This is a genomic window from Aquibacillus salsiterrae (assembly GCF_028416595.1).
Taxonomy (GTDB): Bacteria; Bacillota; Bacilli; order Bacillales; family Amphibacillaceae; genus Aquibacillus_A; species Aquibacillus_A salsiterrae.
Genome location: NZ_JAMQKC010000005.1, coordinates 19,316 through 35,500, shown reverse-complemented (window position 1 = coordinate 35,500; position 16,185 = coordinate 19,316). Strand labels below are relative to the sequence as shown.

The 16,185-nt window shown below is 37.5% G+C and carries 11 protein-coding genes; 7 read left to right on the top strand and 4 right to left on the bottom strand.

The window, feature by feature from the left end:
- Positions 1–4: 4 nt before the first annotated feature.
- The 4 genes from NC799_RS08020 (at position 5) to NC799_RS08005 (ending at position 6,814) form a co-directional block, all read left to right on the top strand.
- Positions 5–1,006, top strand: a complete 1,002-nt coding sequence (locus tag NC799_RS08020; protein ID WP_272445901.1) for a carbohydrate ABC transporter permease — start codon at positions 5–7, stop codon at positions 1,004–1,006.
- A 38-nt stretch (positions 1,007–1,044) separates the two neighbouring features.
- Complete coding sequence (locus NC799_RS08015) at positions 1,045–2,499, top strand: ABC transporter substrate-binding protein (RefSeq protein ID WP_272445900.1); 1,455 nt, start codon at positions 1,045–1,047, stop codon at positions 2,497–2,499.
- Between the two features lie 121 nt (positions 2,500–2,620).
- Positions 2,621–4,213, top strand: a complete 1,593-nt coding sequence (locus NC799_RS08010) for a family 43 glycosylhydrolase (RefSeq protein ID WP_272445899.1) — start codon at positions 2,621–2,623, stop codon at positions 4,211–4,213.
- A gap of 36 nt (positions 4,214–4,249) precedes the next feature.
- The gene (locus NC799_RS08005) at positions 4,250–6,814 is read left to right on the top strand and encodes a LamG-like jellyroll fold domain-containing protein (protein WP_272445898.1); all 2,565 of its coding nucleotides are present in this window, start codon (positions 4,250–4,252) and stop codon (positions 6,812–6,814) included.
- Between the two features lie 216 nt (positions 6,815–7,030).
- Here NC799_RS08005 and NC799_RS08000 read toward each other — a convergent pair whose 3' ends face one another.
- The 4 genes from NC799_RS08000 to NC799_RS07985 all read right to left on the bottom strand — a co-directional run bounded on the left by NC799_RS08000 (position 7,031) and on the right by NC799_RS07985 (position 10,568).
- Positions 7,031–7,813: an ABC transporter permease gene (locus NC799_RS08000; protein ID WP_272445897.1), complete on the bottom strand. Its 783-nt coding sequence runs from the start codon at positions 7,811–7,813 to the stop codon at positions 7,031–7,033.
- A gap of 4 nt (positions 7,814–7,817) precedes the next feature.
- Positions 7,818–8,621 carry an ABC transporter permease gene (locus NC799_RS07995; RefSeq protein ID WP_272445896.1) on the bottom strand — a complete coding sequence of 268 codons (804 nt, stop codon included), beginning with the start codon at positions 8,619–8,621 and terminating at the stop codon, positions 7,818–7,820.
- Positions 8,618–9,604 carry an ABC transporter ATP-binding protein gene (locus NC799_RS07990; RefSeq protein ID WP_272446080.1) on the bottom strand — a complete coding sequence of 329 codons (987 nt, stop codon included), beginning with the start codon at positions 9,602–9,604 and terminating at the stop codon, positions 8,618–8,620. Before NC799_RS07990 ends, NC799_RS07995 begins: the two co-directional genes overlap by 4 nt.
- 91 nt (positions 9,605–9,695) lie before the next feature.
- A complete protein-coding gene (locus tag NC799_RS07985) occupies positions 9,696–10,568 on the bottom strand; it encodes an AraC family transcriptional regulator (RefSeq protein ID WP_272445895.1) in 873 nt (290 codons plus the stop codon).
- 235 nt (positions 10,569–10,803) lie between these two features.
- On the opposite strand from NC799_RS07985, the gene NC799_RS07980 reads away from it, so the two are divergent.
- The 3 genes from NC799_RS07980 to NC799_RS07970 all read left to right on the top strand — a co-directional run bounded on the left by NC799_RS07980 (position 10,804) and on the right by NC799_RS07970 (position 16,170).
- The gene (locus NC799_RS07980; protein WP_272445894.1) at positions 10,804–13,077 is read left to right on the top strand and encodes a glycoside hydrolase family 127 protein; all 2,274 of its coding nucleotides are present in this window, start codon (positions 10,804–10,806) and stop codon (positions 13,075–13,077) included.
- A 277-nt stretch (positions 13,078–13,354) separates the two neighbouring features.
- Positions 13,355–14,635, top strand: coding sequence for a glycoside hydrolase family 27 protein (locus NC799_RS07975; protein ID WP_272445893.1), 1,281 nt, complete (start codon positions 13,355–13,357; stop codon positions 14,633–14,635).
- A gap of 56 nt (positions 14,636–14,691) precedes the next feature.
- Positions 14,692–16,170: an alpha-N-arabinofuranosidase gene (locus NC799_RS07970; protein WP_272445892.1), complete on the top strand. Its 1,479-nt coding sequence runs from the start codon at positions 14,692–14,694 to the stop codon at positions 16,168–16,170.
- The last annotated feature ends 15 nt before the right edge of the window (positions 16,171–16,185 follow it).

Sequence of the window (16,185 nt, the reverse complement as noted above, 5' to 3'; positions counted from 1 at the left end):
GTGAATGGCAATGTCAAAAGCAAGATCCTTTTATACGGTCTTAACAAACAGTGATCTTAGCTACAAGGAAAAATGGCGATTAGGTAAAGCAAGATTAGCGAGATTTCTATTTGGTTTCAATGATCGAAAAGGCTTTATCATGAAATTCGTTATCTACACGTTGTTAGTTAGTATTGGTTTTGTTTACTTGTACCCAATGCTCTATATGTTTATTACTAGTATGAAGTCGCTATCAGACTTGTTGGATATGTCCGTGAAGTGGATACCAACAGACTTGTATACGAAAAACTATAAACAAGCCTTCTCGGTCATGAATATGCGAGAGTCGTTTACTGGTAGTATGTTAATTGCGTTAGTTCCTACTATATTTCAAGTGATTGTTGCGTCATTGGTAGGATATGGTTTTGCTAGATTTGAATTTCCATTAAAGAAGTTATTATTTGGATTGATGATTTTTAGCTTTATTATACCACCGCAAATATTGATGATGCCGACATATCGGTTGCTTAGCACACTAGAGTTGACAGGGTCATTGAATGCTTTTATTATACCTGCTGCTTTAGGCCAAGGGTTTAATAGTGCGATCTTCATCCTAATTTTTTACCAGTTCTTCATGCAGACGCCAAAGTCTTTATATGAAGCAGCTGAGGTTGATGGAGCTAGCCAATTAACTAGTTTTATAAAAATTGCTATTCCAATGGCTGTTCCGGCTTTTATCGTCTCCTTTCTATTCTCGTTTGTTTGGTATTGGAATGAAACTTATTTAACAACGCTATATTTGACTAGTTCAAAAAATGAATTAACAACTATATTGTTGCAGCTTCAACAGTTTGAACAAAATTACCAAACGATGTATCCAGTTACGGAAAATAGTCCGAACAAAATTAATGAAGGTATTAAAATGGCGGGAACAGTTATTAGCATTCTGCCGTTACTTATTGTTTACTTTTTCTTGCAAAGATACTTTGTTGAAAGTGTCGATCGTACAGGTATTACCGGTGAATAAACACACCGTAATATAAAATAAACTGGGGGTATGTGAAAATGAAAAGGTTTTTAGGCTTATTGCTTGCGGTTTTTCTCGTGTTAATATTTGCTGGTTGTTCCAAAGATGATGGTGGCGATGAAACACAGGATAGCGGTAGTGGCAGTGAACAAACAGAAACAACCGAAAGTCAAGCAGATGGAGAAGCAGGACTTGCTCCGATGACAGGTGAAGAGATTACTTTAACATATGCTAGCTGGGCAAATGCAGATTTGAACAACTTCCTAGCTGAAAAGTTTATGGAAAAATATCCGAACATTACAGTAGAAATTGTTCCAGTCGAGTTTCAAGGGTGGAATGATAACTTAACGAACTTAGCAAGTACTGGTCAACTCCCAGATGTATTCTGGTATCTAGGTAACGTAGACGTCGCTATTAGAAATGGCTGGCTTGGTGACATGACACAATATTTTGAAGCGGATCCTGAATCAGAGAATATTTTAAGTTCATTAAAAGTACAAGGTTATTTTGACGGGGAAAGAAAACTTGCAGCACCAGTTACCAATTTACCTTACACAGTGTTCCTGGATGAAAACTTATTCAAAAAACAAAACGTAGAAATGCCATCACCTGACTGGACTTACAGCGAGATGATTGACTTAATTCAACAAATGACTGTTCCGGAAGAGGGTATTTTCGGATACAACACATTTACTAAATTGCTTACAATCGCTCCAATTGTAAATCTAGATGCACTTACGGAATTTGGCTTTGATGGTGAAAAATACGACTTGACAGGAGACTGGGCAGATGCCGTAACCCAACGTGCAGAATTTGTACGAAGTGGAGTACATGCTCCTTTCTTTGACACAGATGAGGCAGAAGCAGCATTTGGTGACCGTTTACTATGGGCAGCAAGTACTGGTCGTGTGGCGATGCAGTTAGATGCATGGTGGACAGTAGGTTTGTTTAAACAACCTGAGTTTATCGATAAAGGTATTAAATGGGTACCTTATACTGTACCAAAAGGTGATAATGCAGAAACAAATCGTAAACCAGCCTTTGTTGATTTCGGTACAATCTCTTCTGCAACAGAATACCCAAGAGAAGCCTATGAGTTGCTTAAGTTCATGGGTTGGGGAAAAGAAGGTTGGGAAGCTAAATTAGAAGCATTCCAAACTTTGAAAAATGATGATGGAACATTAGTTTTCGAACATCCAGATGGACTTCCTTTAATCGAAGATGAAGACATTTGGAGTGGATTAAGAGCGCTTCTACCAGAAGAAAAATACTATGATGATTTCTTAGCAAGAGCGAAAGAACCAGTGCCATTAGGTGGTGCGGCTCAACCTGGTTTCCAAACATTCCTAGATGAAGTTTACTTTGGTGGAGAATATGGGGACGTAGAGCTGGCAGTTGTTAATGGTGAAGTAAATGCTTATGATATAGCACAAGATTTAACGGATAAAATAAATGAATACAGACAAGCAGCGATTGAGGAGCTAAACTACTAATATTTAAAAGATTCAAAACCACCAAAATTAGATTTGGTGGTTTTGAACTATCTACGTCTTCAATGCGTATTCATTACAATAAAGAGATGGAATAAATAGAATTGAAAGGTGATCTTAACATATGGATCTCAACAACCACATTGATAGGAAGAACTATAATTTTATTGGGAAAAGACTAGTCTTTTTATTACTAGTCGTTGTATTTACTGTATTTATATTTCCATCTGCTTCATTTGCTGATAATCCAATTATAAAAACGGAATTTACTGCAGATCCGGCCGTATTAGTTTATGGTGACAAAGTTTACCTGTACGTAGGTCATGATCAAGCCAATAAGAACGATAACTTTTTTGTACTTAAAGAGTGGAATATTTATTCTTCATCAAATTTACAAGACTGGACGTTAGAAAGTTCTATGTCTCGACAAGTCTTTAATTGGGCAATAAATGATTCGGCATGGGCTTCGCAGGCAATTGAAAGAAATGGAAAGTTTTATTGGTACACGACTGTATTAAATGGTGATCCAGATGACCCTGGTTATGCAATTGGCGTCGCAGTTTCTGACAGTCCTGCCAAAGGATTTACTGACGCTATTGGGAAGCCATTGATTAGCAATAGTATGACGGCAAGCCCTGAGTTTATGGGGAAGCAAGCTTGGGATGATATTGATCCAACTGTCTTTGTAGATGATGATGGACAAGCGTATTTATATTGGGGAAATACGAATTTGTATTATGTGAAATTAAAAGAAAGTATGATAGAGATTGATGGAGAAATTAAGCGTGTCGAAATCAAAGGTATTCCAGGTGCATTTACGGAGGGGCCTTGGATATTTAAGAAAAGTGATAAGTACTATCTAGCTTTTGCGATGAACTACCCTGAATTACTTGGATATGCTGTGAGTAATAGTCCTACAGGGCCATGGAAGTACGAAGGTCCATTAATGAGGTCGTTAACAAAAGGTATAAATGATCGAAGTGGAAGTAACACAAGCCATCCAGCAATTATTGAGTATAAAGATGAATGGTATATTTTTTACCATACTAGTGCCTTACCAACAGGTGGTCAGTATCGGAGATCGGTATCGCTCGAAAAAGTGGTGTTTAACAATGATGGTACAATAAATCCAATTATTCCAACTGCATCAGGTATTACAGGTGAAAGTCAATTCATCCAATCATACAGCGAAGATAACCGATTTGTTGCCTATTTAAATGATTCGATTAAAATAAATGAATTGTTAAAGAACAGAAATAATTTTATGTGGTATATCGTTCCTGGTTTAGCGTCAGATGGGGAAGGTTATGTATCATTCCAAGCAGAGACACAACCGGGATACTATTTAAAGATTCAAGGTGATGAAGTTGTTTTAGCAAAACATGATGGTTCGATGAGGTTTAACGATGAGGCCACATTTAAGATAATAGAGGGTTTAGCTAATGAAAATTGGTTATCCTATCAATCCTATAGAGAACCAGAATTATACCTTACTAATTCTGGAGATGGAAACTTAGCATTAAGCAAAGTAAACAGTGAAGAATTAAAAATAAATAGTACTTTTAGACTTGCAAAGTCACCAAATACATCCCCTATTGACCAATCGGGGGAACAAAGACAATCAGTCTATTTAATTTTTTCTTTAGTAGTAGGTATAACGGTTATTATTTTTATTGTGGTAAATTGGAAGATTAGAAGAAGAAAGCAAAAGATATAGTAGAATAACAAACTAGAATAGAAAGGAGTTAGGGATATGAGTAATAAATTTATAAAAACAACAATCCTAGTCATTTCAATCGTTGTCTTAACAACCATAGTCAGTCTAGTTATGAACGATAATAATCCGATAAAAAAAGAAAAATCAGAGAATGATACTTTACTATCCAATGAACAAGTTGATACTCCACAATTTAAGCCTGTCTCGGTCCATGATCCATCAATTATTAAAGCGGATGATATGTATTATGTATTTGGAACCCATATCGAGGCAGCAAAATCAAAAGACCTGATGAACTGGACTAGATTTACAAATGGTTATGCAACGACTAATAATAAACTGTACGGTAACTTACCTGAAAATTTAGCGGAATCATTTCAATGGGCAGGACAAGATGATGCAGATAGTAAAGGTGGATTTGCTGTATGGGCAGCAGACATTTTTTGGAATGATAATTATGTAAATGGGGATGGAACGAAAGGTGCATACATGATTTATTACAGTGTATCTTCCACCTATATTCGTTCAGCAATTGGGTATGCTGTATCTAAAAATATTGAAGGGCCTTATCAATACGTAGATACAGTTGTTTACTCTGGATTTACACAAGATGAGGCATACGATAAAAATAGTAAAGTGGACAAAAAGTGGACGAATACAAATATTCAAAGCTTGATTGATCAAGGATCTCTAACAGGGGCTAATGATGATTGGTTTAACAGAGACGATTCTTATAACAATCAAATCTATCCAAACGCAATCGACGCAAATTTGTTTTATGACACAAAGGGTAAACTGTGGATGGTTTATGGCTCTTGGTCAGGCGGGATTTTTGCCTTAGAGATTGATGAGGAAACAGGGCAAGGCATTTATCCAGGGGTAGATGGTGAGACAGAGGACGGAAGATTAATTGATAGCTATTTTGGAACGAAAATTTCTGGTGGATACGGTGAATCAGGTGAAGGACCCTATGTTATTTATGATGAAGAAACAAAATACTTCTATCTATATGTAACATACGGGTGGTTAGGTGCTGATGGTGGTTATAATATGAGAGTATTCCGATCTAAAAGTCCAATTGGCCCATATTTAGATGCCAAGGGTCAAAATGCAGTGTTATCAAGAGGTGCAAGCAATGTACTATACGGCAACAAGCTAATGGGTAACTTCTTGTTTGATCGTAAGTTAGGTGAACCAGGAAAAGGAATCGGTGTCGGTTACGTTTCACCGGGGCATAATTCTGTTCTTTATGACGAACAACTAGATAAAAAGTTTATTGCCTTCCATACTCGTTTTCCTAACAGAGGTGAAGCATTTGGTACTCGTGTTCATCCATTGTTCATGAATAAAAGTGATTGGCCAGTAGTTGCACCTTATAGCTATACAACAAGGGATGAATTATCAAAAGTAACTAATGATGAAATTACCGGTTCCTATAAATTCATTAATCACGGAAAAGATACAACTGATCGAATTAAAAAGTCAGAATTAGTTGTATTGAACGATAATAGTACTATTTCTGGTGCTTTTGATGGAACATGGAAAAAAGTTGATGATTATTACGTGGAATTAAAAATAAATAAATTCACTTATGAAGGGGTGTTTGTTAAACAATGGGACCCTGCTTCCGAACAGTATGTTATGACATTTACAGCGGTATCGAATGAAGGTGTTACTGTCTGGGGAAGTAAAATGCCGATTTTTTCCGATGAGGATGTGGTAAGTAGAATAGTTGACGATTTAAAGCTCAAGGGAACCAATAATGTTACCGAGGATTTAGAACTTCCGACAGAAGCAATTCAAGGTACAACTATTACTTGGGAAAGTTCAGATGAGAATATAATATCCTCAACCGGTGAGGTTAACCGTCCAGATGCAAGTTCAGAGAATGTAACTGCGACTCTTACAGCAACAGTTACCAAGGGTGATGAATCCAAAACAAAGAGTTTTGAAGTAACTATTTTACCTAACAAAAAGACAGAATTAGTTGCTTACTTTGCATTTGAGGATAATTTAAGTGATACAGCAGGTGACTTTGGTGAGGGTAACGTAACCGGTGATCGAATTAACAATACAGGTGGGTCCATATCCTATTCTCCTGGTGAATCTGGAAAAGCTGCCGTTTTTAATGGTCAGTCTGGTGTGCGCTTACCTAGTGGTTTAATATCAAGTAACTCTTATTCTGTATCCTACTGGGTAAATCCGGAACAGATAACACCTTTTACAACGACGTTCTTTGGTGCTAGAAATTCTGAAAATTGGATAAGCTTTGTCCTAAATGGTCCTGTTGATGACAATACAATGGTTTGGTCAGGGAGCTCAAGCTGGTATGACGCTTCAACTGGATTAACTGTTGGAAAAAATAAATGGACTCATCTGGCAATGACTGTTGATAGTGGAAAAGTATCTGTATATATTGATGGAAACAAGAAATTTACGGGAGATAATTTTCCTAATGTATTCACATCGGATGGTCTAACCTTTGGATTAGGTGTAAACTGGTGGGATCCGCCATTTAAGGGCATGATTGATGAGTTAAAGATTTATCAAGGTGTTCTTTCAACTTCGGAGATTGAGGGTTTAGCAAACGGAAATAAATAGTTTGAGTTAATTGTAGAGTTATTATTTAATTGATTTATTTTATGGGCTGATATATGCTCTATAAATTTTATGGTTTTTGCTGTTGTTGTTGTTTAATTTCAGTCACATAAACTAGTTTATGTGACTGTCTCTCATTTGTACACTCAAATAGTTAAACTTATCTACTGATTTAGCACGTCAAATTATTCCCTTTAGTGTCCGGGGCTGTATAATAAATTATGATCCTGTTGATCGGTAATGCTTTACACCATAATGCCAAATTAGTAAACATGGAAGGATAAACAAAATGCCGGCAAGTGGGATAAATACATAGAAAAGGTCCGAGCTATCAGTTTTACCTAGCAAATAGTTTAGTGGTATATAGTTTGTTGTCGCAAATGGGATAACGAATGTGAAGAACCGCGTCACCCATTTTTTATAAATATCTAATGGATACTGTGCGATTTCCCTACCTCCATCGGTAAAAATATTTGCGACTTCGATTGCTTGGATCGTCCAAAAGCAAAGGGTTGCGGCAAGAATGAAAATTCCAACAAAAATAAATACCCCACTTACAACCATCAGCATCATCGTAATTACTTTGGCAATAGTCCAGTCAATCTCGATATGGACGAGAACAATAATAAGAACGGTCAAGCTTTGCAATAACCTTCCGATTCGAGTAAATTCAAATTTAGAGCCTAATACTTGTAACACCGTACTTCGTGGACGGACAAGTAAACGATCAAAATCTCCACTTGCGACAAGCTGAGAGAAGGAATCAAAGCCTCTCCCAAAGCATTCACTAATCGCAAATGCCATGTGAATAATGGCAAAGCAAAGCCCAACCTCATAAAAGCTCCATCCTTTAATCTGGCCAAACTGTTCGAATAAGAAATACAAACCTGCGAAAACAGAAAACGGAACGAAGAATTGTCCAAACGATAATAGTAAAAAGGACACGCGATATTGCATTTGAGCTTTTAATAAAATGCTTAAGTATTTTCCGAAAATAAACATTGCGCTAGCCCCCCTGAACTACTACTTTGTTTAGTGCACCTTTTAGTGCAATTCGTCCGAGACTAACTAGCACAAATAGCCAAACTAGTTGTATGCCTAAGCCAACCCAAGCGTCCGTTTCAGAAATGTTACTGGAATAAATGCGGAAAGGAAAGTCCATTGTCCACCGAAAAGGTAGGGCATAGGCGATTGCTTGTAGCCAGTCTGGCATAAATGGGATTGGGATAATTAACCCGGCAAAAAATTCACCAACAACTCCAAGCATAAGGAGAGAGCCGGTTGGTGACATCGTTAAAAAAACACTAATGTAAATGAACATGGAAATTGCTACAAGGATAAATAAACCAACAAACATCGTCATGACGAACAATAGCAAGGTTTCGATATTTTCGGGTATCGTTAATCGATATGGCTCTGGTAGTATAAAAACAACAAGTAATATAGGAATTGATCTTAAAAGCGCAGCAGAGATTCGTTGTGCGAGTAATTTAGCATACCAAAAGCCATATAGGTCACATGGTCTACATAACTCATAAGCAATATTACCTTTCGTAATCAAGTCAAAAATTTCATTATCTCTAAACCACAAGGCAATTAACGCAAGAAACGCCTGTTGGAGCCAAATGTAGGCCACCACTTGTTCCAAAGTCATTGGTGGGTTACTATTTGTATGGCTAAAAAAAGCTTCAAAAATCATAATGTACATAAATCCCCAGAAAAACTGGGTTGCCATCCCAGCAAAAGCTGCTGAACGATATTGCATTCCGTGGACAAGTCGTAGTCTTAGAACGGAATAATAAGGTTTCATATCTGATATTCCTTATACAATTTTATAATAATGTCCTCAATCGGTTCTGCTTCAATTGACACATCGATTAATTCCACTTGGCTGGAAAGTTGACCGATAATCTTAGAAACATTTGCTGTTTTTGTATCAACACGAAGGATTATTCTTTCTTCAGTCTTAGATAAAATCAATGATTGTAGGGATGTATCTAGCTCCACATTGCTTTTTTGATAGTCTATCGTCAGAATTTTTTGTGAGCCATATGATTCGCGCAATGTGGTAACGCTACCGTCATAAAATAGTTGTCCTTTGCCAATCAAAATAATACGGGTTGCTAATGCTTCGATGTCACTCATGTCATGTGTCGTTAAGACAACTGTGACCTTCTTTTCTTTTGCATAGTCTTGGATGAATTTTCTAACAGCAATTTTGGAGACCGCATCTAGACCAATCGTTGGTTCGTCTAGAAATAGTATCTTTGGATTATGGATGAGGGATGCAGCTATTTCACAACGCATTCGCTGTCCTAAACTAAGCTGTCTAACTGGTGTATGTATGATATCTTTTAGATTTAATAAATCGATGAGCATCGTTAGGTTTTCTTGATAATCATGATACGATACCTTATAGATATCTTTTAATAGTTCAAAAGAATCGATAACAGGAACATCCCACCATAGCTGGGATCTTTGGCCAAAAACAACGCCGATGTTCTTCACGTAATTAGCCCGGTTCTTCCACGGGGTGAACCCCATAATTTCACACGTTCCTTGGTCGGGGACAAGGATACCACTCATTACTTTAATGGTTGTGGATTTGCCTGCTCCATTTGGACCAATATAACCAACGATTTCACCAGGCTCAATTGAAAATGAAATATCTTGAAGTGCTTGGACAATTGTATGCTTTCGATAGAACAGTGCTTTTAATGCTTCAGTCAATCCACTAGAACGTTTTGCTACTTTAAATGATTTAGCTAACCCATTAACGCGAATTACCAATATACCACCGCCTTATCTTTTATTTCTTGTCAGGGAAATAAATAGTAACTTAAAAACTAGTAAAATTCAACCCGATTTTTGGTATAAATGGTCATTAATTTAAATAATGGTGACTTAAATAATTAGATGGAGATACACCTGTTACTTTTTTAAATACTCTACTAAAGTAATAAGGGTTTGAGAAGCCTAACGCCTCACTTACTTCTGATACATTTCTATCGCTTTTTTTGAAAAGGTCAATTGCTTTTTCCATTAATAGTTCATTTTGGAATTGGGTGATAGTTTTTCCTGTTTGCTGCTTAAATAGTGTAGATAAATAGGTATAATTCATACCAAGTTCCTTAGCGATGTCAGTACTCTTTAGCCTTTTGTTCTCCGTCTTTTTAAACATAGTAATCATTTGATTGACGACATGGTTCGTTCTTGAATTTTGTGAGGCATTTATTTTTTCCGTATAGAGATCTAGAAAAAATTGATAAGTTAACGTTGAAACATGTAATGGTTTAATCGGAAAATTTAATTCTGAATCTTTCACAATTTTAGCAAGCTGTAATTCTATTAAATCGGGATTTAGACACTTCCCTTGTTTTGGTAGGGTGAGTATGGTGTCATATACTTCTTCAATCATAATCTTTGATTGTTGGAATGGAGAAAATTCCGGGTATCTTTCTTGATCGCTATCGTTTAATCGCTGATAAAAATGAATGTAATACCACTCAGAACCGGGCATGTATAATTCTTCGCCCCAATGACGTACATCTTGTTTTAGAAACAGATAGTCACCAGCGGTTAGTATGTATTCTTTCCCTTCTTCACACACTTGAAGGCGTCCTTTTTTCACAAAGACAAAGACGTTAATATGTTTCATTAACCGATTGGGGTGACGTAATACACCCTGTTCATCTTTCATAAAGCCTATTTCTCGAACAAGAGGAAGCTGGCTCGATTTTATTACAACCTCATGCATCATTTTTCCCCCTTTAGTGGGCGTTTTTAAAAAAATATTGTTACTTTATACAATTCGCAGGTAACTGCTATTAGTTGATTTCCGCTCCAGACGCCTGCGCTTTTCTTAATTGTACCAAAGGTAATCCAAAAAAAAGATAGGTTTTTATAATAATCGTGAATTCACAGGTGGTTGAAGTAGTTGCATAATAAAAATTAAAGATTGGTTTAAATTTTGTAAATAGAGGAGAAGTTTTATGGGAAACGTCAATCTCTTACCTGGATTATTCCAAGATTCACAAGAAAAGGGAAAAGAATATTTATTATATTTAGATGTCGACAGACTAGTTGCGCCGTGTTATGAGGCGGTTGGTCGTGAAGCGAAAAAGCCTCGTTATGGTGGTTGGGAATCAACTGGTATTGCTGGACACTCTATCGGACACTGGTTGTCAGCTGCAGCTGTAATGGTTTCTGTATCAAATAGTCCATTACTAAAGCAAAAATTAGATTATGCAATTGATGAGTTAGCATATATTCAAAGCTTAGATGATCAAGGTTATGTTAGCGGTTTCCCGAGGCAATGCTTTGATAACGTCTTTAGTGGAGAGTTTGAGGTTGGTCACTTTAATCTAGGTGGATCATGGGTTCCTTGGTATAGTATTCATAAAATCTATGCGGGATTAATCGATGCGTACAACTATACAGGCAATGAAAAAGCTTTAGAAGTTGTAATCAAGCTGGCAGATTGGGCGAAACAAGGTTTAGATAAAATCACGGATGAACAATTTCAACGGATGTTGACGTGTGAACATGGTGGTATGAACGAGGCATTCGCAGACCTCTATCTCATTACGGAAAATAAAGATTATTTAAAGCTAGCGGAAAGATTCTATCATGAATTAGTACTAGAGCCATTGGCAAAAGGTGAAGATGATTTAGAAGGAAAGCATGCCAACACACAAATACCAAAAGTTATCGGTTGTGCCAAGCTTTACGATATTACTGGTAAGGAAAAGTACAAGAGAATTGCAACATTTTTCTGGGATCAAGTGACAAACTTCAGGTCCTATGTTATCGGTGGGAATAGTATAAGAGAACACTTTGGCCCGGAAAATGCTGAAGAGCTTGGGATTCTTACAACCGAAACTTGTAACACATATAATATGTTAAAGCTTACCGAGCACTTGTTTGATTGGTCGCATGATTCAAACTATATCGACTTTTATGAACGAGCTTTGTATAATCACATCTTAGCTTCACAAGATCCGGACTCAGGTATGAAGACATACTTTGTATCAACACAACCTGGGCACTTCAAAGTGTACTGCTCAGCGGATAACTCATTTTGGTGCTGTACAGGGACAGGAATGGAAAACCCAGCAAGATATACGAGAAGTATTTATTATCGTAATGGGGATGATCTTTTTGTTAACCTGTTTATTGCATCAAGAATTGATCTTGAAGATAGAGACATAACCATTGAACAGAAGACTACGTTCCCTGAAACGAATAGAATTTCACTAGTATTTAAAGATACGGATAATAGCTCTCTATCGTTAAAAATTCGAGTACCTTACTGGGCTGCAGGAGAGGTTTTGGTTACGGTAAATGGAGAGAGTGTCAATGGAAAAGTGGAAAATGGCTATCTAACTGTAACTAAAGATTGGGTAGTAGGTGACCATGTCGAAGTAGAATTACCAATTAACCTTCACATTTATCAAGCAAAAGATGATAGATTGAAAAAGTCTATTATGTATGGTCCGGTTGTATTGGCTGGGGCACTAGGGCGGGAAAATTATCCTGAGACAGATATCCTTGACGACCATCAAGAATTAAACAATCATCCATTAATTGATGTTCCGGTATTAGTCACGGATAAAGAAGATCCGAATGAATGGATTAGTAAAGATCCATTGCAATTAGTATTCAAAACGGAAGCAGTCGGAAAGCCAGGAAATGTTTCGATAACACTAGTTCCTTTCTATCAGCTGCACCATCAGAGGTATTCCTTATACTGGAAAATGATGAATACTACGGAATTTGCAACCTATAAAGATACGGAAAAAGAGGAAGCGGATAGAAGACGGAGAATAACAGTTGATATTGTGAATCCGAATGAACAACAACCAGAAGTTGATCACAATATGCAGGCGGAAAACTCATTCTCTGGTTATCTAAACGTTGTACACTCAGGTTGGCGCGATAGTAGAGGAGATGGTTATTTCAGTTATGATATGGCCGTTGAAAGTGACAAACAGATGTATATAGTGGTTACTTATTATGGCAGTGACGCTAATTTACATGTAGATGGAAAGATGTATGAACGGTATTTTGAAATACTTGTTGATGGCCAAGTTATTGGAAAAGAGAAGCTTCACTTTAATAAGCCAGGTGAACTTTTTGACGAGTATTATGAGATTCCGAGATTATTAACAGAAGGTAAGGATAAAGTGACCGTTAAGTTTAAGTCAGAAGAAGGTAACGCTGCTGGTGCTGTATATGAAGTGAAAATAGTAAATGACAGAAATTAATAAGATAAGGGTGCGTCGCAAAGAAAAGGGCGTTCCCTTCCTTTTGATGTTAGGAAAAAAGTGTGAATCTAACACATAATTTCTTGACAAATATGCTGATTTTTCATAATCTTAACATACGTACAAATTATTTGTTGTTAGTTAAAAATAAATATCATGTACGTTCAAGTTTTAAAGTTCTACTTAGAGGTAGTACGTTTTAAAGAAAAATTACTAAATGAACCTCTGTTGTAAGCGTTTTAATTATTAGGTGATGCTTCATCTAAGGAGGGTTTTAATGAACCATCATAAATTTGCACAAACACCACCGATGGGGTGGAATAGTTGGGATTGTTACGGTGCAACGGTTAGAGAAGAGGAAGTAAGAGGCAATGCTGAATATATGGCCGAACACATGAAACAATATGGCTGGGAATATGTGGTTGTTGATATACAGTGGTCTGAGCCGGGGGCAACATCCTCTGTTTACCGCCCGTTCGTACCACTGAAAATGGATGAATATTCTCGGTTAATTCCGGCAGAAAATCGTTTTCCATCCGCAAAAGGTGGAAACGGCTTCAAACCGTTAGCTGATTTTGTACATAGCCTCGGTTTAAAATTCGGGATTCATATTATGCGCGGAATACCTAGGCAAGCAGTCCATCAAAACACGAAATTGTTAGGAACGGATAAACGCGCACGTGACATTGCAAAGCCAAATTCCATATGTCCGTGGAACACAGATATGTATGGTGTGGATATGAACAAAGAAGGGGCTCAAGACTATTATAACTCCTTGTTCCAACTATATGCAGAGTGGGAAGTGGATTTCGTTAAGGTTGACGATATTGCTGATTCGAAATTGTATAGCGCGCATACAGAAGAGATAAAAGCAATTCGCAAGGCAATTGATCACTGTGGCAGAGATATGGTCTTGAGCTTATCACCGGGTCCTGCACCACTTGAGCACGCTAGTTTATTTGAAGAAAATGCTAACATGTGGCGAATGACAGATGATTATTGGGATCACTGGCACTTACTGCATGATATGTTTACAAGGTGTTATAAATGGAGCAAGAATGTAGGTCTTGGGCACTGGCCTGATGCAGATATGCTTCCGTTAGGTCATATCGGTATTCGGTCAGTGGACGGTGGCGGTGCTGACCGCTTGTCAAGGTTCACTAAGGATGAGCAAGTGACGATGATGACGCTTTGGTCGATTTTTAGATCTCCGTTAATGTTTGGTGGAGAACTCCGTGATAATGACGAATGGACACTGGAATTAATTACGAATGAAGAAGTACTAAAGGTGCACCGAGAGTCTTATGGTGCTAGACAAGTGTACCGAGAAGATGACCGAATTGTTTGGTGTTCAAAAGATGATGAAGGTAACACTTATGTAGCGTTGTTTAATGCAAGTGAAGAGCAAGCAGAAGTTAGCGTGACATGGGAGGAACTTCAATTAGAATCTACTAAACTAGCAAGAGACCTATGGAAGAAACAACAGTTAGGTGAGGTTGAAGGCAAAATAAGTTACACATTAGAACCGCATGCATCCATGCTACTACAGCTGTCCTAACTCTTTTCATATAACAATTATTTTAATATAACAAATGATTAATAGGAGGAATACTAATGGCAAATAAAGCTGTTTTAAATGCAGATGTAAATAGAGGTATAATCAACAAAAATATTTATGGTCACTTTGCAGAACACTTAGGAAGATGTATTTATGAAGGTATCTGGGTTGGGGAAGATTCTTCGATTCCGAACACAAACGGTATCCGTAACGATGTATTAGAAGCTTTAAAGAACATCGAAGTTCCGGTTCTTCGTTGGCCTGGGGGCTGTTTTGCTGATGAATACCACTGGAAAGATGGGATTGGCCCACGTGAAAGTCGTAAGCGGATGGTTAATACGCACTGGGGCGGCGTTATCGAAAACAACCACTTCGGGACACATGAATTCATGATGCTTTGTGATATGTTAGGTGCAGAGCCATACATTAACGGTAATGTTGGTAGTGGTACAGTTCAAGAAATGTCAGAATGGGTCGAATACATGACATTTGACGGGGAGTCACCAATGGCTAACTGGCGCCAAGAAAATGGTCAAGAAGAGCCATGGAAATTAAAGTATTTTGGTGTGGGAAATGAAAACTGGGGTTGTGGTGGTAACATGAGACCGCAATACTACTCTGATCTATATCGTCGTTTCCAAACATATGTACGTAACTATGGCGATAATAAAATTTTCAAAATTGCTGGTGGACCGAACGTGGCCGACTACAACTGGACAGAAGTATTAATGCGTGAAGCTGCGCGCTTCATGGATGGATTAAGTGTCCACTATTATGTCCACCCGGGTGGATTTGAAAACAAAGGTTCCGCAACTAACTTTTCTGAAGCCGACTGGGATATCACGATGAAAAAGACGTTATATATTGAGGAGTTAATTGAACGCCATGGTACGATTATGGACAAATACGATCCTGAAAAGCGTATTGACATGATCATTGATGAGTGGGGTGCTTGGTACGATGTGGAACCTGGTACAAACCCAGGCTTCCTTTACCAGCAAAATACGGTTCGTGATGCACTAGTTGCCGGTGCTTCCCTAAACATTTTTAATAACCACAACGACCGAGTACGGATGGCGAATATTGCTCAAATGATCAACGTTATTCAAGCAATGATTTTAACAGAAAATGAAAAAATGATTTTAACTCCAACGTATCATGTGTTTGAGATGTACAAAGTACACCAAGATGCCGAGAGAGTTGCGTTAGACCTTGAAGTAGAAGAAGTAACTTACGGAGATATTTCATACGAACAAGTTAATGGATCTGCTTCTAAGAAAAACGGCCGAATCAATGTTTCTTTGTGTAATATGGATAAAGAAAAGAGTGCTACGCTTGATCTAGATTTACGTGGAGCAGATTTAAAAGATGTAACTGGACGAATGATAACAGCTCAAGAAATGAATGCGCATAACACGTTTGAAAATCCAGAAAACGTAAAACCAGTTGATTTTACTGGCTTCAAAGCTGACGGAAACACGCTTAAAGTCGAATTACCAGCGAAGTCTGTTGTTGTTATTTCTATCGCAGAGTAATAATTTGAAAATTGT